At 43.5% G+C, this 18,497-nt stretch carries 18 protein-coding genes; 15 read left to right on the forward strand and 3 right to left on the reverse strand.

What is annotated here, in order from left to right:
• Nucleotides 1–822 (reverse strand): glycogen/starch synthase, encoded by an 822-nt coding sequence (locus G5B30_RS01540; RefSeq protein ID WP_165318187.1) that lies wholly within the window; start codon nucleotides 820–822, stop codon nucleotides 1–3.
• 150 nt (nucleotides 823–972) lie between these two features.
• Between G5B30_RS01540 and panC the strand changes: the two genes are divergently transcribed.
• The 7 genes from panC (at nucleotide 973) to G5B30_RS01575 (ending at nucleotide 7,280) form a co-directional block, all read left to right on the forward strand.
• On the forward strand, nucleotides 973–1,818 hold the full coding sequence (gene panC / locus G5B30_RS01545; RefSeq protein ID WP_165318188.1) for a pantoate--beta-alanine ligase: 846 nt from the start codon (nucleotides 973–975) through the stop codon (nucleotides 1,816–1,818).
• A gap of 55 nt (nucleotides 1,819–1,873) precedes the next feature.
• Complete coding sequence (panD, locus tag G5B30_RS01550) at nucleotides 1,874–2,221, forward strand: aspartate 1-decarboxylase (RefSeq protein WP_165318189.1); 348 nt, start codon at nucleotides 1,874–1,876, stop codon at nucleotides 2,219–2,221.
• Between the two features lie 32 nt (nucleotides 2,222–2,253).
• Complete coding sequence (locus G5B30_RS01555; RefSeq protein ID WP_165318190.1) at nucleotides 2,254–2,619, forward strand: hypothetical protein; 366 nt, start codon at nucleotides 2,254–2,256, stop codon at nucleotides 2,617–2,619.
• A gap of 66 nt (nucleotides 2,620–2,685) precedes the next feature.
• Entirely contained in the window at nucleotides 2,686–4,953 is a 2,268-nt protein-coding gene (locus tag G5B30_RS01560; RefSeq protein ID WP_165318191.1) for a TonB-dependent receptor, read from the forward strand.
• Between the two features lie 293 nt (nucleotides 4,954–5,246).
• Nucleotides 5,247–5,729 carry a thioredoxin family protein gene (locus G5B30_RS01565; RefSeq protein ID WP_165318192.1) on the forward strand — a complete coding sequence of 161 codons (483 nt, stop codon included), beginning with the start codon at nucleotides 5,247–5,249 and terminating at the stop codon, nucleotides 5,727–5,729.
• Nucleotides 5,730–5,823: 94 nt separating this feature from the next.
• A complete protein-coding gene (locus G5B30_RS01570; protein WP_165318193.1) occupies nucleotides 5,824–6,480 on the forward strand; it encodes an FKBP-type peptidyl-prolyl cis-trans isomerase in 657 nt (218 codons plus the stop codon).
• 176 nt (nucleotides 6,481–6,656) lie between these two features.
• Nucleotides 6,657–7,280, forward strand: coding sequence for an FKBP-type peptidyl-prolyl cis-trans isomerase (locus tag G5B30_RS01575; protein WP_165318194.1), 624 nt, complete (start codon nucleotides 6,657–6,659; stop codon nucleotides 7,278–7,280).
• A gap of 1 nt (nucleotide 7,281) precedes the next feature.
• Here G5B30_RS01575 and G5B30_RS01580 read toward each other — a convergent pair whose 3' ends face one another.
• Nucleotides 7,282–8,274: a gliding motility lipoprotein GldB gene (locus G5B30_RS01580; protein ID WP_317164301.1), complete on the reverse strand. Its 993-nt coding sequence runs from the start codon at nucleotides 8,272–8,274 to the stop codon at nucleotides 7,282–7,284.
• A 99-nt stretch (nucleotides 8,275–8,373) separates the two neighbouring features.
• Here G5B30_RS01580 and G5B30_RS01585 point away from each other — a divergent pair, with 99 nt between their 5' ends.
• The 3 genes from G5B30_RS01585 to G5B30_RS01595 all read left to right on the forward strand — a co-directional run bounded on the left by G5B30_RS01585 (nucleotide 8,374) and on the right by G5B30_RS01595 (nucleotide 11,383).
• Nucleotides 8,374–9,045, forward strand: a complete 672-nt coding sequence (locus G5B30_RS01585; RefSeq protein WP_165318196.1) for a porin family protein — start codon at nucleotides 8,374–8,376, stop codon at nucleotides 9,043–9,045.
• Nucleotides 9,046–9,071: 26 nt separating this feature from the next.
• Complete coding sequence (locus tag G5B30_RS01590) at nucleotides 9,072–10,721, forward strand: NAD+ synthase (protein WP_165318197.1); 1,650 nt, start codon at nucleotides 9,072–9,074, stop codon at nucleotides 10,719–10,721.
• A 77-nt stretch (nucleotides 10,722–10,798) separates the two neighbouring features.
• The gene (locus tag G5B30_RS01595; protein ID WP_165318198.1) at nucleotides 10,799–11,383 is read left to right on the forward strand and encodes a DUF4136 domain-containing protein; all 585 of its coding nucleotides are present in this window, start codon (nucleotides 10,799–10,801) and stop codon (nucleotides 11,381–11,383) included.
• 17 nt (nucleotides 11,384–11,400) lie between these two features.
• Here the strand turns inward: G5B30_RS01595 and G5B30_RS01600 are convergent, their stop codons facing one another.
• The gene (locus tag G5B30_RS01600; RefSeq protein ID WP_165318199.1) at nucleotides 11,401–11,793 is read right to left on the reverse strand and encodes a DUF423 domain-containing protein; all 393 of its coding nucleotides are present in this window, start codon (nucleotides 11,791–11,793) and stop codon (nucleotides 11,401–11,403) included.
• A 132-nt stretch (nucleotides 11,794–11,925) separates the two neighbouring features.
• Between G5B30_RS01600 and G5B30_RS01605 the strand changes: the two genes are divergently transcribed.
• The 5 genes from G5B30_RS01605 (at nucleotide 11,926) to G5B30_RS01625 (ending at nucleotide 18,471) form a co-directional block, all read left to right on the forward strand.
• On the forward strand, nucleotides 11,926–14,535 hold the full coding sequence (locus G5B30_RS01605) for a hypothetical protein (protein ID WP_165318200.1): 2,610 nt from the start codon (nucleotides 11,926–11,928) through the stop codon (nucleotides 14,533–14,535).
• A 28-nt stretch (nucleotides 14,536–14,563) separates the two neighbouring features.
• Nucleotides 14,564–15,574, forward strand: a complete 1,011-nt coding sequence (locus G5B30_RS01610; protein WP_165318201.1) for a DHH family phosphoesterase — start codon at nucleotides 14,564–14,566, stop codon at nucleotides 15,572–15,574.
• A gap of 20 nt (nucleotides 15,575–15,594) precedes the next feature.
• The gene (locus G5B30_RS01615) at nucleotides 15,595–16,575 is read left to right on the forward strand and encodes an FKBP-type peptidyl-prolyl cis-trans isomerase (RefSeq protein ID WP_165318202.1); all 981 of its coding nucleotides are present in this window, start codon (nucleotides 15,595–15,597) and stop codon (nucleotides 16,573–16,575) included.
• Between the two features lie 92 nt (nucleotides 16,576–16,667).
• Nucleotides 16,668–17,447, forward strand: coding sequence for a TatD family hydrolase (locus tag G5B30_RS01620; RefSeq protein ID WP_165318203.1), 780 nt, complete (start codon nucleotides 16,668–16,670; stop codon nucleotides 17,445–17,447).
• Between the two features lie 4 nt (nucleotides 17,448–17,451).
• Nucleotides 17,452–18,471: an asparaginase gene (locus tag G5B30_RS01625; protein WP_165318204.1), complete on the forward strand. Its 1,020-nt coding sequence runs from the start codon at nucleotides 17,452–17,454 to the stop codon at nucleotides 18,469–18,471.
• Nucleotides 18,472–18,497 lie beyond the last annotated feature (26 nt).

Genomic DNA, 18,497 nt, shown 5'->3' on the forward strand with positions numbered 1-18,497 from the left:
TTAGGCCTCAACCTCTTCGGAAGCAAACTCTTCATATAAAACAGAGTACGCTTCGTAATCTTCATCTGTTTCCGGTCTAAACACCCGTATGTCATTATCCTCGATATATTGGAGGATTTCTGCAGGAATATTTTTATCTGCCAGTACGGCAACATCGGTATAGGACAAAGCTCCTTTATAGACATCGACATAACTTCCTGAACCATATGCTTTTGAATCCTCCGGAGAAACATCTTCCTGCGCAGGTAATTCACGATATTTATCACCTAAACTATCGTTACCAAAGTCCTCTTCGAAAAGCGAATAGAACACTTTTGCGTCTTTAAACATCGGATCGTCCTGATACATTTTTTTCAGGTACATCGGCACCATCGCAGTAAACCAACCATGGCAATGCACAACATCAGGAGACCATCCCAGTTTTTTCACAGTTTCCAACACACCCTTGCAGAAGAAAAGAGAGCGCTCATTGTTGTCCGCAAAGAACTTACCCTGCTCATCTCTGAACACCTTCTTGCGTTGAAAATATTCATCGTTATCTAAAAAGTACACCTGCATACGTGCCGAAGGCAGGGAAGCTACTTTAATAATCAACGGATTGTCATTGTTGTCCACAACGATATTCATTCCCGACAGCCTTATTACTTCATGTAGACGATTTCTCCGCTCATTGATATTACCGAAACGGGGCATCAGGATCCGGATCTCAAATCCCTTTTCTTGCATAGCTTGCGGTAAGTGGCGTGTTATCTCAGCAATCTTACTAATTTCAAGGAACGGCGACATCTCATGCGTAACAAACAATATTTTCGTTTTTGCCATCTCCAATTACTTTTATTTTTTACGTGACTCCTTAGATTTGGTTCACAAAGGTACGAATAATATCTATATTTTACAATTAACGGAAAAACATAGCTTTCTAATTCCAAATATATTATGCACTTTTGCCCCTTATTTTGACCCTATTTCCTTATGGAAATCTTAACAACAAAAAAAGAACTCCGGGCATACCTCGACACGTACCATAGTCATCAGAAAATAGCATTGGTGCCGACCATGGGTGCCCTTCATCAAGGTCATCTATCGTTGATCCGAGAAGCTCAAAAGGTAGCTGATCTGGTCGTTTGCAGTATATTTGTCAACCCTACACAGTTTAATGATCCCAACGACCTGGAAAAGTACCCCCGACCTATAGAACAGGATATCTCATTACTCCAGTCGATAGCCTGCGACGTTCTTTTTATGCCTCATGTGGAAGAAATATATCCTGATCCAAACGAATCGTGGCACATTGACTTAGGTCAGCTGGACAAAATCTGGGAAGGTCTGCATCGTCCCGGCCATTTTCAAGGTGTGACACAAGTGGTTTACAAACTCTTTCAGGCGGTAAAACCGCACATCGCCTGCTTCGGCCAAAAAGATTTCCAACAGATCATGGTGGTACAGCGGATGCTGGACCTAACCAGGCTTCCCGTTCAACTCCTTATCTGCCCTATTGTCCGCGATGAAGAGGGCTTAGCTTTGAGCTCCCGCAATGCACGTTTGTCCCCCGCTGGGAAAAAGAGCGCCTTGGTGATTTCAAAGGCTCTGCGAGCTGTAAAGAATGATTTTTCGGAAAGCACACCTGAGGTACTGCAACAAAAGGGCACACAGATCATTCAAGAAGAGCCGGATGTAAAATTAGAATATTTTGCAATTTGTGAAACCCAAACTTTGGCAAAAGCTACCACTATAGCGCACGGAAAACAATACATTGCCATAGCTGCCGCTTGGGTAGAAGGAGTACGACTGATAGACAACATGCTGTTGTATGTATAGTATACTTTTACATTTTCATGTAAAGTATATCCTAAAAATGCCTTAATTTTGCACGATGATGATCGAAGTAATGAAATCGAAAATTCACCGCGCTCGGGTTACCGAAGCCGAACTGAATTATGTGGGGAGTATCACCATTGACGAGGATCTGATGGATGCAGCCGATATCATAGCCAACGAAAGGGTACAGATTGTTAACAACAACAACGGTGCACGTCTGGAGACTTATGTCATTCCGGGTCAACGGGGCTCGGGAACGATTTGCCTGAATGGTGCTGCCGCACGCTTAGTACAGGTGGGTGATATCGTTATCATTATTTCCTATGCACTTATGGACAGAACGGAAGCCAAAAGCTATCAGCCCAAACTGGTTTTTCCCGACAACAACAATAAATTAATCTAATAGACTATAGCCTACTTTAATAGGTGACAACCGTGATACACACATTTACCACATACCGCAGATTGATTGCTTCCTTCCTCGCCGGATGGATGACACTCATTATTATCAGTGGGATTGTATTTATCCATAAGGAAGTCACGTCGGCAGGGGAAATTGTTGTTCACACCCACCCGTACGATTTTACACAAAAAACACCCAAGCATCACCATAAGAGTGATGCGGAGATACAATATCTCAATGTCCTTTTTCACGGTTCATTTATAGAAACAAGCTTTGTCGTTTTTGAAACTCCGCTATTTCAAGAGTTTCCTTACATCTTCTATAAACCGTATTACTCCAGTTATCATTCCCACACCCCTCAGCATTATTATCTGCGGGGGCCTCCGGTTTTTGCGTAGTAACTATCCTTTTCTTCACGAGCCGTGGAGACATTCTCATTTATAACAGTTTAACGCAAAAACAACATGTTAAGATTATTCTATAGCATTGCTATATCCCTATATATAATAAGCGGGGTCCATACTACGTACGCCCAGGAAATAACGGGTATTGTACAGAACCCCAAAGGAAATCCTATCGAATCGGCCACCATATCCATTGAAGGAACCACATTAAAAACCTCTTCAGATGCATGGGGCAAATTTACACTTGCTTATAACGCCGATAAAGCTAACTTATTCATCCGCGCAGTCGGTTATCAACCGTTACAAAAGAAACTGAGCAAGGAAGATTTCAGCAAACAGCATACATTTGCTCTGCAGGAGGATAACCGCAACCTGGAAGAGGTTGTTGTCTCCGGAACCATGAAAGAAATGTCCAAACTGGATAGCCCGGTTCCGGTCGAAGTATATACAGCTAAATTCTTTAAAGCCAATCCCACTCCTTCTATTTTTGATGCCTTACAAAATATCAATGGCGTACGTCCGCAATTGAACTGTAACATCTGCAATACCGGTGACATTCATATCAATGGCCTTGAAGGTCCTTATACCATGGTGCTGATCGACGGCATGCCTATCGTCAGCGGCCTGTCTACCGTATATGGCTTGAGCGGCATCCCACAAGCGCTCATCGAACGCGTGGAGATCGTAAAGGGCCCGGCATCCACTTTATATGGCAGTGAAGCTGTGGGTGGATTGATCAATATTATTACCAAAAAGCCTAACAACGCACCTGTCCTTTCTGCGGATGTCTACGGAACCAGTTGGGGGGAAGTCAGCACCGATGTAGCTGCTAAATTCAACGTCGGCAAAAGGGCACAGTCTTTATTTGGGGCAAATTATTTCAATTATCAAAACCCTATAGACAACAACAGCGATAACTTCACCGACGTAACGCTGCAAAACCGGATATCGATTTTCAACAAATGGAATTTCGACCGAAAAGACAACCGTGTATTTTCTTTAGCAGGGCGATATGTTTACGAGGACCGATGGGGTGGCGAGATGGACTGGAGCAAAGCACATCGCGGCAGCGATGAAGTGTATGGCGAGAGTATATACACCAGCCGATGGGAGTTTTTCGGAACCTACGAATTGCCGGTCAAAGAAAAAATCTTGTTCCAATTTAGCGCCAATGGGCACGACCAGAACAGTTACTACGGTGATATGCCCTTTATGGCCGATCAATACATCGGGTTCGGGCAACTGAACTGGTTCAAGACACTGGGCAAGCATGACCTCTTGACAGGGCTGGCTTATCGCTACACCTATTACAATGACGACACGGGGGCTACGGTGAATGCTTCCCATACGCACTTACCTGCCCTGTTTGTGCAGGATGAGATCACACTTCATCCACAACACAAACTCCTTCTGGGTATGCGCTACGACTACAATTCTATTCACGGAAGCATCTTTACCCCGCGCTTAAATTACAAGTGGAATTCGATCGACAAAAACAATGTCCTTCGTCTTAGCATAGGCAACGGCTACCGTGTAGCCAATGTGTTTACCGAAGATCATTCCGCGCTTACCGGGTCACGTAAAGTCGTATTTGAAGAGGATTTGAAACCCGAAACTTCGTGGAACGGAAACATCAACTTCGTAAAAAAAATCCCTGCTGGCAGCTCCTTTATCGGTTTGGACGCCACCGCATTTTATACGTATTTTATGAATAAAATTATCGCTGACTACGATACTAATCCCAATGAGATCGGTTTCGGCAACCTAAACGGTCACGCCATATCGCAAGGTGTCTCCTTAAATATTGATGTGGTATTTGCTAATGGCTTGAAAATCCTGGCTGGAGGAACATTTTTAGATGTCTATAGTGAGGAAGAAGGAGAAAAAGTAAATCAGCTATTTACAGAGAAGTTTTCAGGCACCTGGAATGCAGGTTATACTTTCAAAAACCTGGGACTGTCTGTCGATTATACAGGGAACGTATATGGCCCTATGCGTTTGCCGTTGCTGAGTGAGTGGGATCCACGAAACGAATACTCGCCATGGTGGAGTATACAGAATATCCAATTGACCAAGAGCATCGGCGATAAGATCGAGGTCTATGGAGGAATAAAAAACCTGCTGAATTGGACACCAAACAAAGGGAATCCGTTCATTATTGCGCGGTCACATGACCCCTTTGACCGGGAGGATGGTAGTTTTGATGACGTAACAGGTGAACCTATAGTTTCTCCTACAAACCCTTATGGGCTGACGTTTGATCCTTCTTATGTATACGGCCCGAATCAAGGTATACATGCTTTCCTCGGTTTGCGATATACGTATTGAGTATTGCAATAGGCGCCTGCCTGCGGTGGGCAGGTATTGCGATTGGTCGATGTTCATAGTGCTTAGCGGCAGAAAGGACGATAACACCAATGTATAACTGTATTATAAATAGTAGTTTGACATAGGTTTTATAGGGGGTTAGTAGGGGTTTTATAGGGGTATAACAGGGTTATGCCCCTTATGAACTCCCTGTAAATACCTAACTAACTCTTCTTAAAGAGAAAAGTTATCAATAGTAATGTTAGTTGTAATCGCGTATGGCAGAAATTATAATTGTCAATTAAAGAGTACATATGAAAAAGTTCCTAAAATATTTCAGTACAGTCTTCATTATGGGATTATTTCTTACGCCTGTATCTCATGCGCAAACACAAACTATCGCCATAGCACAATTGGATAGCTGTATGGCTGCGGAACCTAAGCCGGTGCTCCTACTCCTTTCTACCGATTGGTGTAAATACTGCCAAATGCAGAAAAACCAGATCCGCAAAAATAAAGATTTCCAACATGCGGGTGACCAGTTTTATTACGTACCGTTCGATGCGGAAAGCAAAGAAAAGGTTTCGCTACGTGGTCAGGAATATTCTTTTAAGCCAACGGGGGTATCCACGGGTGTGCACGAACTTGCGCTCGTCCTGAATGGCTCGAAACAGCTGAGCTTTCCGACATGGGTCGTATTGGATAAAGATTATCAGCTACTTTTCCGGCATCAAGGTGTATTAAGCAATAAACAGTTATCAGAAGTCATCAAGATCATTAAAAAGGCAGACGATTAGAACAGATAATATATTTTTTGATAACTTTGGACAATAATATGTAGCGTTGCTTATTTTTTAACGTATACTATACTTTATCACTTTATTATATTTTATGAAAAATCTATTTACAACTGGAACAATTTGCTTAGTAGCGGCTCTTACATTCGCCTCATGTGCAAAAGATGACAATAATGATGATTTATACGAACAGTACAGACAACAAGAATTACGCATAGATTCTATCTTGAACGCTCAGAAAGCTGAAATTGAAGCATATGTCACTACGAACCTGAGTGAAGCTGAACCAGATTCTATTTATTATCCTTTCAGCTATATAGACAAAAGGACTAAACGGGGTATCTGGTATCTCTACGAACCGGGAGACAATGAGGAGGAGGATTACAAGTATACCATCAACTCCACTGCAACAAATTATGTTTTTCCAACAGTAAAATTGACATATACTGCAAAATTATTAGACGGCACGCCGGTCGAATCGGAGGAGGCTGGAACGTTTAATTTTAGCGTAGGGTTTAGTGCCTTCAACGATGCTTGGTTTCTTTCGTTTTTCCCCTATTCGATCCGTTACAACGCACAAGATTATGTTGTAGGTGGTCTTACGGAAAATGGTCTCCAAGCAGGCGATAAGATTACAGTAGTTACCCCTTCTGTACTGGCCTACGGCTCGGTCAAAAAGACCGGCGGTGAGGCTGATATCCCAGCAGACTCTCCGTTAGTGTACGAGTTTGAGGTATTGGAAATTGAATAAATGCACGTTATCTAATATAACAGCATATGATTTATAGAGATGTCCTCGGGCATCTCTTTTTTTGTCCTATACATTGCTCATTGGACATAAACTGAAAAGCTTCGGACATTTTTCAAAAGAAATGTAGCATTTGCATAGTTTTTGCGTTTAGTCCGGTATAGAAAAGAGAGGACATTATGAAAAATTTAATACAAACATTATTGATGGGTAGTATAGGCGCGTTGATGTTGGCGTCCTGTATGGATAATGATTTTGATAACTTCGATCCCAATGAGCAATTCAGGCTTGACTCTATTGCGATCCGCGAGTATGTCACAGCAAACGGCATACCGGCGACGCGTGATGAAACAACCGGTATCTGGTACGAGATTATGGAAGCGGGCGAACCAGAAAGCTACACCTATAAACTTAAAGACACCTTAGGCTACAAACAGATTTGGTTCCACACCCGCGTGAAATATCAGGGCAAACTGCTTAGCGGAACTGTATTTGATAAATTTGAGGCCGACACCGGTGTGAATATGCAGATTACTTCAGCTTTAACGAACTTCTATCCTTTTAACAGTAATATAATCCCGGCTTGGGTCTACACATTCGCACCCAATTCGATCGGTGACTATGAATTGAACGGGCTATTTGCCGAAGGACTGCAAAAGGGAGCGAAAATCCGCATCATAACCCCTTCGTACTGGGGCTATCAGAACACCGCAAATGGACCTATTCCAGCAAACTCACCGTTAGAGTTCATCATCGACGTGTTGGATATTCAGGATAACAAAACGGTTGTAGAAGAAGAATAGATCATTTCCCTTTAAACTTCGATCCTTCGAGTATCTCTTGTGCATCTTCGTGTGCAAACAACGCTTGAAGACTCATCTCGGGATGTTTCTCCATGTATTTCCGGACGATCATCCACCCGATATAAGAACCCAGTTTGGGGGCGGATTCATTATTCTCTCCCAATTCCGGCGTAAAAGGGGCTTCCGTAAAATATTTCTGAATACGTAGGTAATCGGTATTGTAGAGTAAATTCTCCTGTATAAACCAAGCCCAAACATCAGCTTGATAGCGCTTTGCCCATTTCAATTGTGCTTCGGTATAGCCTATCTTGTTTTCATCGGGGACATCCTCCAACACACAATCCATCGCATACAGGATTTTACCATTGTAAATCATGTGCGCCAGGGTGTTGACATCGCCATGTTGCTGCGGATAAATATCTTCCCGCAAAATGGCCTCCAACACGCGTGGTACGATATTATCCGGGGTAAAACGGCGGGAGATATAACGTGGTATCGATTTGATTAATGCGGGATAAAACTCCGAATCAGCACCCAAAAACATATCTAAACCTATACCGACATAATCGTTGCCCACAGAGGTCTGAACCGCAAAACCGCCCACGAAAGTGATAAATCGGGGAACAACATATTCGGGAAAGTGATATTTGACATATTGCATAGCCCGCTCCAACGCTGCCTCGTATTTATCCATATCCGGATAGACTTTTGCAACCGCAGCGGATAGATCCTGAAAGTCTTTTTTTTGAAGGACCTGGGTAAGCACGTGCTGCACGTAAAGGCTGTCCTTCGGCGAACCGATTTCCAGAATTTTGGTCATGTAGTCCGGATAAAAGTAGGTATACTCCGCCTGCCAGACCCTATTATTCTCCAGGATATCCTGAGGTCGGGTAGCAGCAAGTTCCTGATCAAAGCGTTCGATTTTTACATTTACCTGGATAGCGGAGACATTTGGTCTCGAAATTGTAGCTGAACGTTGACAGGCGCTTATCACGAGTATTAAAAAAAAGAGGTATTTTTGTAGCGAAGAGTACAGCATAATACTTATTTTCGATTATCCGTACAAAAGTATAATTTAATAAACAAAATGACTATGGCCAACTTTACTAAAAAATTATTTGCTCCGGCGGTGCTGATCGCTGCCGTTCTTTTCGGCAATACGGTATCTGCTCAGGATTACTATACCAATCAGCGTGGCAACAGCCTGGATGAAAAGAATTTCCGCTTGGGCTTATCCGTCAATCCGAATATCGGCTGGTATCGATACAACGATGACAGTTACGAGTCCAGTTCAAAAATGGGCTTCTCCTACGGATTGTTAGCTGACCTGGGTTTTGCGAAAAACTATTATTTCTCTACGGGATTATTGATCAACTCCATCTCTTCTAAAGCTACCTATCCTGCTGATGCGACTAAATCGGGTCCCAGAGATTTGATCAGATTGCAATACGTGGACATCCCACTAACGGTTAAGCTAAAAAGTGAAGAGAACGAACTTGGACGTTTTTATGGTCAATTCGGCTTTACTACTGGTTTTAAAGTTTCGGGCAAGGAGAAATTTGAAGGATCGACCAAAAAAGAAGATATTGACGGGGACGATTTGTTCCGTTTGGGCTTACAGCTCGGAGGTGGTGCAGAGTGGCGGCTAAGTGATAATCTTTCTTTACTTACGGGTTTATCCTTTAACAATGGTTTCACACGCGCAATTAAAGATGGCAAACCGAAAACTTCGTTTGTTGCCCTTAATGTCGGCGTATTCTTCTAAAGAATAAACATATTCCACATCCAACCATGAAAATAGCATTAGCGCAGTTAAATTATCATATCGGCAATTTTGCGGCAAACCAACAAAAAATGATTGCCGCTATCGAGAAAGCGGTGCTTGAAAAAGCCGATCTGATTGTTTTTGCAGAGCTGGCCATAGGAGGCTACCCTGCGAAAGACCTGCTCCGAAATACTATTTTCATTCAAGAATGTCAACGGGCCGTAGAAGAGATTGCGGCCCATTGCACGGACATAGACTGCATCATCGGCGTACCTCTTCCCAATACACAACAAGAGGGAAAATCGCTCTTTAATGCTGCGGCCTATATTTCAAAGGGAGAGATTGTTACCTCCTATTACAAATCTTTATTGCCGGATTACGACGTTTTTGATGAGTATCGTTATTTCGAGCCGAACAAAAACCTGCATTGTATAACGGTCGGTGAATGGAAAGTGGCGTTGACCATTTGCGAAGACCTGTGGGATGATGACCAGGAAAATTCATACGTCGGCGACCTGATACAAGAGCTTGCTCTTGAAAAGCCTGATCTTATTATCAATATTGCAGCTTCGCCATTCTCCTATCTCCATTTTGACAATAGAGTGAATGTGTTGCGTCGGAGTGTACTGAAAGCCAATGCACCGTTGGTCTATGTGAACCAGGTCGGCGCGCATACGGATCTTATTTTCGACGGACGTTCGCTCGCATTGGACCGATCCGGAAATATTGTTATGGAGTTAAGCAAATTTGAGGAGGATTTCCGGTGCGTTGAATTTACGGGCGGAGACATCACAGCAACGAAGGCATTCCCTGCCGGTCCCTCTCCTAAAGACACGGATATTGCCTTAATCCATCAGGCCCTTACTTTAGGTTTAAAAGATTATTTTGCGAAGTCTGGCTTCAAAAAAGCAGTATTAGGGCTTTCAGGAGGGATAGATTCAGCAGTAGTCGCCGCATTAGCGATTGAAGCATTAGGTGCAGAAAACGTGTTAGCGGTACTTATGCCCTCTGTCTATTCCAGTGACCATTCCGTACAAGATGCATTGGACCTGGTGCAGAACACGGGGTGCGAACATTTGGTCATACCCATTCATGAAGCTGCAATTGCTTTTGAACAAATGCTGGATATTCCATTTGCCGGTCTGGCTCCCGATACCACGGAAGAAAATATACAGGCAAGAATACGGGGCACGTTATTGATGGCGGTTTCGAACAAACTCGGTCCTATTCTATTGAATACCTCCAACAAAAGCGAGGCCGCGGTAGGCTACGGCACGTTATATGGTGATATGGCGGGGGCGCTGAGTGTCATCGGTGATGTGTACAAAACACAGGTATTCCAGTTAGCGGAATACATCAATAGGGATAAAGAAATCATACCGATAAATACCATTATCAAACCCCCTTCCGCCGAATTGCGCCCCGACCAGAAGGATTCGGATTCACTCCCTCCTTATGAAATACTCGACGCCGTGCTTTACCAGCATATCGAAATGGAGAAATCTGGCCAGGAGATTATTCATTACGGCTTTGAAGAGGCCCTTGTACAACGGATTGTAAACTTGGTAAACCGGGCCGAATTCAAACGTTTTCAAGCCCCCCCGACACTGCGCATCAGTCCCAAAGCCTTCGGACCAGGCCGATCTATTCCTCTGGTTGCCAAATTTCCGTTCTGACGTCATTTCGAGAAAATATTTTTTTTAAACCATCCGACACATCCGTAGTCCAATACTTACTAAATTTAGGAGTTGTCATGAAAAGGGCATTATTTTTTCTTTCGATCACGGCGTTGTTGGTATTCGGATCCTGTGCATCCTACAATTACCACACCACGCGTCAGCAATCAACAGATTTTAGTCAATATAGAACGTATGGATGGTTGCCCCCTATAGATTCCCTATCTAAAGATTATTTTAGCAACGATATTGCGAAAGGGAACATTATTTCTACCGCAAATAGAGAGTTGGAAGCGAGAGGGCTTTCGTATGTGAAGGAAAACCCGGATATTTTATTTCGCTATATCGCTATTGTAAATAACAAAAGTCGATTAGTTTACAGTTCACCCTATTACGGGGGATTCGGGTGGGGCGGTCCCTGGGGCTGGTACCGACCTTGGGGGTATTACGGCTACTATGGTGGCTCCTACCCTGTCGGCAAGGAACGTCTCCGCTACGGACACATTATCATTGAAGCGATAGACCGCCGGACGGATGCCGTTATATGGCAGGCACGTGGAACAGGACAAGTCGATATTCCTGAAAAGGCGATCAATGATTTGCCCGAGATCGTAACTGGTATTATGAAAGAGTATCCGGTGCCGGTGCAGAGAAAACGCTAAATTAAATTCGTCAATTATCAGGCTCTGTGCTTGACGGCGGCCACAAATAGTCCTATCCAGCCGACCATAAAGCTCAATCCTCCCAACGGTGTGACAGGCCCTAATATGCCCGTAAAGCTACCCAGACCGAGAAGTTCACGTACGCTGAGCAGATATAACGACCCCGAAAAAAGAAATATGCCTGCTGTAAAGGCAATAAACGACACCCGTATAGATTGGCTCTTTGCCCGGGAAAAGGTGGAGATAAATAATAGGGCAAAGGTATGGTAGAAATGATATTGATTAGCCGTCTTCCAGGTATCCAAATGCTCTGCACTGATTTTACCTTCCAAGCCATGCGCACCGAAGGCACCAAATATCACGGCCAAGAGTCCAAAAAAAGAAGCCGTTAAAATAATCTGCTTATTCATAAACTATACACAAAAATAATTTAAGTCAACGAATCGTTTATAAATGTAAAAAATATCCTGTAAAGAAAGGGGATTTTTATCTTTTTTATTATCCTCGTCTTATATTAGGACAGAAATACCGAGGTTTGTACCATGCGTAATACGATATTATTCACGATCATCTTGTTTATAGCAGTCATTGCTGCGTCGCTTTTTTATTTCCGCAGCTTGGACCACAGCCGTAATCAGGCTGCAAAACCATTACAACATCTCCCGGATAATGCCATACTTATCGTCGCTCTACATAATAATGAGGTGTCCGATAATATTTTCAAAGATTTTGATATTTTCGATGCCTTGCTTGGCCATGAGGAGATACAGCTATTAGGCCAGTTCAAAAATCAACTCCTACGTGCAGACGAAATCGGGAGTTTTTTTCAAGATACTGAAATTTATATATCATTCCACCCTACAGCAAAAGGAACCGAGACCATATTTACTATTCCCACATCCACTGCCATTCCAGCTGAGGTCTTTCCGACGCTGCTACAACATATTCCGCAGAAATATAAAATATCGAGCATAGATACACTGGGTCAGACCATTTACAACATCAATTATGGAGCGCGTGATTCCATATTGCATGTGCTCTATTATCAAAATATTCTGTTTTCCTCCTTTTCTCAATCGCTTCTATTGCAAATAGCAGACAAAAGCACAAGGCATCTTCCGGAGGAACAGATCGACTTTTTCATTGAGAACAGCTCCCGCAACACACCTTTAAGTGTATATTTTCCTCATCAGCAATACGATCGTATCGTGGACCACTATCAGCGTCGTAGTAGCGGTACATTTCTGGATCTGTTCAAAAACATGCAGGGGCAATCGGCATGGAACATCAACTTCAAACAGGACGCCCTTATGTTAACGGGGGAAAGCGAGCTCGACCAGTATTCGGAAAACTATGTCTCTTTGTTTAAAAACCAACAAAAGACAGCACAATCGCTCTACAACTACTTCCCCGCTAATACGGCTGTGTATATGGAATACAGTATAAGTGATCGTCCAAAGTTCCAAAAGGATCTCAGGGATCTGTTCAAAAGGAGGAAAGAGGCCATTGCACAAGAAGTAGACACCACCCAACTGGGGCGGCAGCTCGATCTTCTTCTGGGAAACGCGTTCGCCTGTATCGAGACCGCAAATCAAAACACTATCGGCTTTATTCAGCTCACAGATACCGTCACGTGGAAAGATTTCGCGCAGACTTACCTGGAAAAAACGAATGACACGATTTTCCGTTTTAAAACTTCAGATTTGCTCTATAAAAAACTGGGGGATGTCTTTCAGCCCTTCCAACGCCCTTATCTGACCGTCATCGGTGACGTGCTTATTTTGGCCAACAGTAGCAATATCTTAAAAGCTTACCGTGACGATTGGAACAGGAAAAATCTGCTCATTGGAACGCTGGGTTTCAAAAATTTTGAAAAACTACAGAGCTATGAGGCAAATGTCACCCTTTTCATACACAGTAAAAATGCACAGCAAAAAATTGTAAACGCACTCACCCGTCCGTTTCAGGATAACTATAAGAACACGACCAACTATGGTTTCTCCGACTTTTATTCCTGGTCGGTCCAATTGTCTGGCAACGATGGGAAATTTACCTCGCAGCTCTATGCGGTCTACAAAAGTAAATCCGCATTGGGGGTAACGCCCGAATGGACGTATAGCCTGGACAACAAAGCTATCACAGCACCCTATGTTTTTGAACATTCCGATACCTCTCAGTTTATTCTCCTACAGGAGTTGGATCATACTGTCCACGCCATCCATCCCACCGGCACCAAAATGTGGTCTACTGTATTCTCGGGGCGGGTTGTCGGTGAGATACAGCAACTCGAAGACCGATCGATCCTGTTGGTAACAGATAAAAATAGGCTCTATCGCTTCGACACTGCGGGGGAACCGCTGCCGGGTTTCTCTTTGGGCTTATCGGAAGAGCCTATTGCTACCCCGACTTTAGCGACTTTCGACAGCAAAAAGATCATCCTCGTTCCGACAGCCAAGTCTGTACTGGCCTTTGATCTCAATGGTAAAGCACTTAAAGACGGTTCATTTTTCGAAACTACAGATCGCCTTGTTGGCCCCATCGTACAGGCGGGAAAACTTTTGGCTATAGCCTCCACCTCCGGTAAAATTTACTATATCAATTTCGAAGGCAAAATCCAACGGGAAGTTGTCATCCCGGGAATGGCCACGCAAAACCCATTAGCCGTCTATAACCTGTCCGGGCAACCTGCTGTACTCGCTACCGACACGATGCATAACGTCTATCGGATAGATCCCGAGAGCACACCCGTTGCGCAATCTTTTGAAAGCAATAGTCAGGACTATCGGGTAGATTTCCAACCGTTGACAGGCGGACAAGAACCGGAAATGATCGTATTGGGGGATAGCCGTCTTCAGGTCTTCACTATAGGTGATGATATAAAATCACGATTTGAATATAATTTCACCAAAAACATTACCGAGCAGCCGCAATATTTCCCATCTACGGCAACGAAAAATCAAACCGTTTTGGGTGTAGGGTCGAAGGCAACGAATCTGATTTACCTATTTGAAGAGGATGGCTCCGTGATGGACGGCTTTCCGGTAGAGGGGTTACCGCTATTTTACTATGGACGAATAAATTACAACAGTGGTAATTATCTGCTCACCATGCGAAGAGATCACAAATTATATGCTTTTAGGCATCAAAAATAATTTGTAGGTTTGTACCCTTATATATTTTATGCTTAAAGGAGAAGAGAATTTACAGCTACTGGATCAGCCAAGGCGCATCGTCATTACCACACATCATAAACCGGATGGTGATGCTCTGGGATCATCTTTAGGACTATATCATTGGTTGAAAAAGCAAGGTCATACGGTATCTGTTATACTTTCCTCCGATTTCCCCACTTTTTTAGACTGGATGCCGGGCCGGGAAGATGTTATTTTCTATCCCAAACATCCTGATGCCGGTCAAACCTTATTCGATCAGGCTGAAATTATCTTTTGTCTGGACTATAGCGCCTTATCGCGCACCAATATCTTGGAGGCTGTCATCCGCGATGCCAAAGGGCAAAAATGGATGATCGACCACCACCTGGATCCGGAGGACTTTGCGGATTTCGTGTATTGGGATTCCAATGCAGCGGCTACCGCTCAGCTGGTTTATACCTTTCTTACCGAAGTATTACCTCATGAGGAGCCAATCGATGCGGATATCGCCACCTGCCTGTATGCGGGTATTATGACCGATACGGGTTCGTTCCGGTTCCGGTCTACAACCTCTGCTGTACATCATATCATAGCCAGCCTCATTGACGCAGGAGCCCGTAATTGGGAGATACACGAACATATCTACAACAGCTCGACAGAAAAAAGATTAAAGTTCCTCGGATACTGTTTACTCAACTGTCTTGAAGTTATTCCGGACTATAATACCGCTGTTTTTGCCGTGAGCAAAGAGGATTTAACACAATTTGATATTACTACGGGAGATACCGAAGGTTTGGTCAATTATGCCCTTTCGATAAAAGGTATACGATTAGCTGCATTAATAGTTGACAGAACCGAATTAATTAAGTTATCTTTGCGTTCTGTCGGCGAAATCCCTTGCAATGAGATATGTAGGAAGTATTTCAACGGCGGAGGACACTTGAATGCATCGGGGGGTAGCTCATCAGATGATTTAAGCACGGTAGTCAATAAATTTAAATCTATATTACCAGAATATAAAGAGCTATTAACAACGTAAAAAAGAAGCAACAAATAACAATGAAGAAATCAATTCTATTTTTATCTGCAGCAACACTTATGGTCGCTGCATCATGCCAGAAATTCCAGAAAGGTGAAGGCGGTCTTGAATACAAAATCGTGAAGGATGCAGGAGCTGAAAAGGCTGTCGCTGGTGATCTGCTGTCTGTGGATATGGTCATCAAATCCGATCGGAACGACTCTTTGCTGAACAGCACCTATGATTTAGGCTTGCCCCAGATCGTTAACATCGCTCCGGATTCTTTACCTGGTATTTATCCCGGCGACTACAACTCGATGTTTAAATTTTTAGGAGAAGGTGACAGTGCAGTTTTCCGTCTCAACTTGGACACGATGGCCGCCAAAACAAGTCAGCCTAAACCAGAAATCGGCGATAAGTACGTGACATTTACCATCAAAGTGAGAAAACACTTCAAGAAAGGTCAGTTGACAGACTCGGCACTTTATGCAGAAGTGGATAATTATTTTAAAGGCGAGTTGGAAGGGTTAAAAAATGCGGAAGAAGGCAAGATTACAAGCTATATCTCTTCTAACAAATTAGAACCTCAAAAAACAGAAAGTGGCTTGCAATACATCATCTCCGATGAAGGTAAAGGCGAAAAACCGGCCGTAGGGGACACTGTGGTAGTTAACTATACCGGTAAACTGACAAATGGTACAATCTTCGACACCAACAACGAGGAATTGGCCAAAAAGCACAATCTGGCTAACCCTATGCGTACGTATGAACCTATTCGTTTCAGCATTGGCAACGATCCGGTGATTGCAGGTTGGACCGAAGGTCTTCAGCTACTGAACAAAGGTGGTAAGGCTACGTTCATCATCCCTTCTTCACTTGGATATGGTGATCGCCCGGCGGGAAATAAAATCCCTCCTTATGCACCATTGATATTTGACGTTGAATTGGTGGACATTGTTAAACCTCAGGCACCAGCAGATACGGTACCATCTTTGCCTCAGCCTGCTACGCCTCAGCAATAAGACGGATAAAGCATACAAGACTATGATTAAAAACGCGGCTCTTTGAAAAAGGCCGCGTTTTCTTTATTTTTGAGCCACTTATTTGCTTCGTCATGAATCCTCCCTATATATTAACGGATACACATACGCATTTTTACTACAATGTCCACACCCCGAAGATAGCGGAACAGATGCAACGGTGCCACGACAACCATGTATACCGCCTATTTCTTCCCAACGTCGACAGCGATTCGATACAACAAGTTATCGACACCGTAGATACCTACCCCGAATATTGTTTCCCTATGCTTGGATTACATCCTTGCAGCGTAAAAGAAAATTACAAAGAGGAGCTTCGTCATATCGAGAAGGCTATTTCGACGAATAAAATTTATGCCATTGGCGAGATTGGTCTGGATCTCTATTGGGATAAAAGTACGTTGGATTGGCAAAAAGATGCATTTATCACGCAAATCAACTGGGCGAAAGAACTGGGATTGCCTATCGACATCCATTGTCGGGAAGCATTTGATGAAATATTTGCCTTGTTAGATTCCGTACAGGATGACAAGCTGTTTGGCATTTTCCACTGCTTCACGGGCAATCTGGCTCAAGCACAACATGCCATTGCCCTTGGGTTTAAATTAGGCATCGGAGGTGTAGTGACATTCAAAAAAGCAGGTTTGGACGAGGTCGTCCGGCAGATCGCTTTAGAGCATCTTGTATTAGAAACCGACGCCCCATATCTTGCACCAAGTCCCTTCCGTGGCAAAGAGAATGAAAGCTCGTATCTCCACTACGTCGCCCAAAAAGTAGCGGATCTCCACGAGATCAGTATCGAAGAGGTCGCCCGAATAACAACTCAAAATTCAAAAGAAATATTTGGTATATAGATTTATGAAGAATATTTTCATCATATACACCGGCGGTACCATAGGCATGGTACAAGACGAAAACGGCACTTTTGTACCTTTTGATTTTGATCTGATTCAGAAAAACATCCCCGATTTAAGCCGTGTAGATTATCAGTTGACGGTACACTCCTTCGAACCGATCATCGATTCTTCCAATATGACACCGGCCATTTGGCTTCAAATGGCGCAGCTCATCCGGGATAATTATGACCGTTGTGATGGATTTCTCATCTTACACGGCTCCGACACCATGGCCTTCACCGCTTCCGCTTTAAGCTTTCTATTGGAAGGTCTGCAAAAACCAGTCATTCTCTCCGGCTCCCAGCTTCCTATCGGTGAATTCCGTACAGATGCACGCGAGAATTTGATGACAGCCCTCGAAATTGCCTCTACAAAACACAATGGCGTCTCCGTTATTCAGGAAGTCTGTATTTTGTTTGACAATAAGCTCTTCCGGGGCAACCGTTCTTTCAAATACAATTCTGCCAAGTTCGAAGCTTTCCGTTCCCCGAATTATCCGGTATTGGCCGAAGCCGGTATTCATATTAAATATAACTTTGATGCATTATTGAATAACCAACAGGAGGAGCTTGTTTTCCATGATAAGTTGGACAATCGCGTAGGGGTTCTGAGATTATTCCCTGGTATGCGCCTAGAGACTATTCAAGCGATATTGGAATCGGACGTGCGTTCCATTGTCATGGAGACTTTCGGGTCGGGCAATACAACGACAGATCCGAATTTCTTAGCCCTGCTTAAGCAAGCCATTGATAAGGGAAAGATTATCTTGAATATTTCCCAATGCAAAGTCGGCTCGGTAGAATTAGGCCGCTACGAAACCAGTCAGGGACTGAAGGCCATAGGAGTCTGTAATGGCTACGATATGACTTTCGAAGCAGCGATTACCAAATTGATGTACTTACAAGGCGAATTCGGAGACCAGGACTCTGTCGCCTTCTGGGTCGAAAAAGATATTCGTGGCGAATTGACTATTAATGATTGATTTTTTTTAACTACCTTTAAAGGTAT

Origin of the sequence: Sphingobacterium sp. SGG-5 (assembly GCF_011043525.1) — a bacterium.
Lineage (GTDB): Bacteria > Bacteroidota > Bacteroidia > Sphingobacteriales > Sphingobacteriaceae > Sphingobacterium.

Bases quoted from the DNA above. Each gene is read 5' to 3' on its own strand.
- G5B30_RS01605 (WP_165318200.1), top strand. From the start codon at position 11,926: ATGCGTAATACGATATTATTCACGATCATCTTGTTTATAGCAGTCATT.
- G5B30_RS01595 (WP_165318198.1), top strand. From the start codon at position 10,799: ATGAAAAGGGCATTATTTTTTCTTTCGATCACGGCGTTGTTGGTATTC.
- G5B30_RS01585 (WP_165318196.1), top strand. From the start codon at position 8,374: ATGGCCAACTTTACTAAAAAATTATTTGCTCCGGCGGTGCTGATCGCT.
- G5B30_RS01590 (WP_165318197.1), top strand. From the start codon at position 9,072: ATGAAAATAGCATTAGCGCAGTTAAATTATCATATCGGCAATTTTGCG.
- G5B30_RS01610 (WP_165318201.1), top strand. From the start codon at position 14,564: ATGCTTAAAGGAGAAGAGAATTTACAGCTACTGGATCAGCCAAGGCGC.
- G5B30_RS01600 (WP_165318199.1), bottom strand. From the start codon at position 11,793: ATGAATAAGCAGATTATTTTAACGGCTTCTTTTTTTGGACTCTTGGCC.
- panC (WP_165318188.1), top strand. From the start codon at position 973: ATGGAAATCTTAACAACAAAAAAAGAACTCCGGGCATACCTCGACACG.
- G5B30_RS01570 (WP_165318193.1), top strand. From the start codon at position 5,824: ATGAAAAATCTATTTACAACTGGAACAATTTGCTTAGTAGCGGCTCTT.
- G5B30_RS01625 (WP_165318204.1), top strand. From the start codon at position 17,452: ATGAAGAATATTTTCATCATATACACCGGCGGTACCATAGGCATGGTA.
- G5B30_RS01620 (WP_165318203.1), top strand. From the start codon at position 16,668: ATGAATCCTCCCTATATATTAACGGATACACATACGCATTTTTACTAC.
- panD (WP_165318189.1), top strand. From the start codon at position 1,874: ATGATGATCGAAGTAATGAAATCGAAAATTCACCGCGCTCGGGTTACC.
- G5B30_RS01560 (WP_165318191.1), top strand. From the start codon at position 2,686: ATGTTAAGATTATTCTATAGCATTGCTATATCCCTATATATAATAAGC.
- G5B30_RS01615 (WP_165318202.1), top strand. From the start codon at position 15,595: ATGAAGAAATCAATTCTATTTTTATCTGCAGCAACACTTATGGTCGCT.
- G5B30_RS01540 (WP_165318187.1), bottom strand. From the start codon at position 822: ATGGCAAAAACGAAAATATTGTTTGTTACGCATGAGATGTCGCCGTTC.
- G5B30_RS01575 (WP_165318194.1), top strand. From the start codon at position 6,657: ATGAAAAATTTAATACAAACATTATTGATGGGTAGTATAGGCGCGTTG.
- G5B30_RS01565 (WP_165318192.1), top strand. From the start codon at position 5,247: ATGAAAAAGTTCCTAAAATATTTCAGTACAGTCTTCATTATGGGATTA.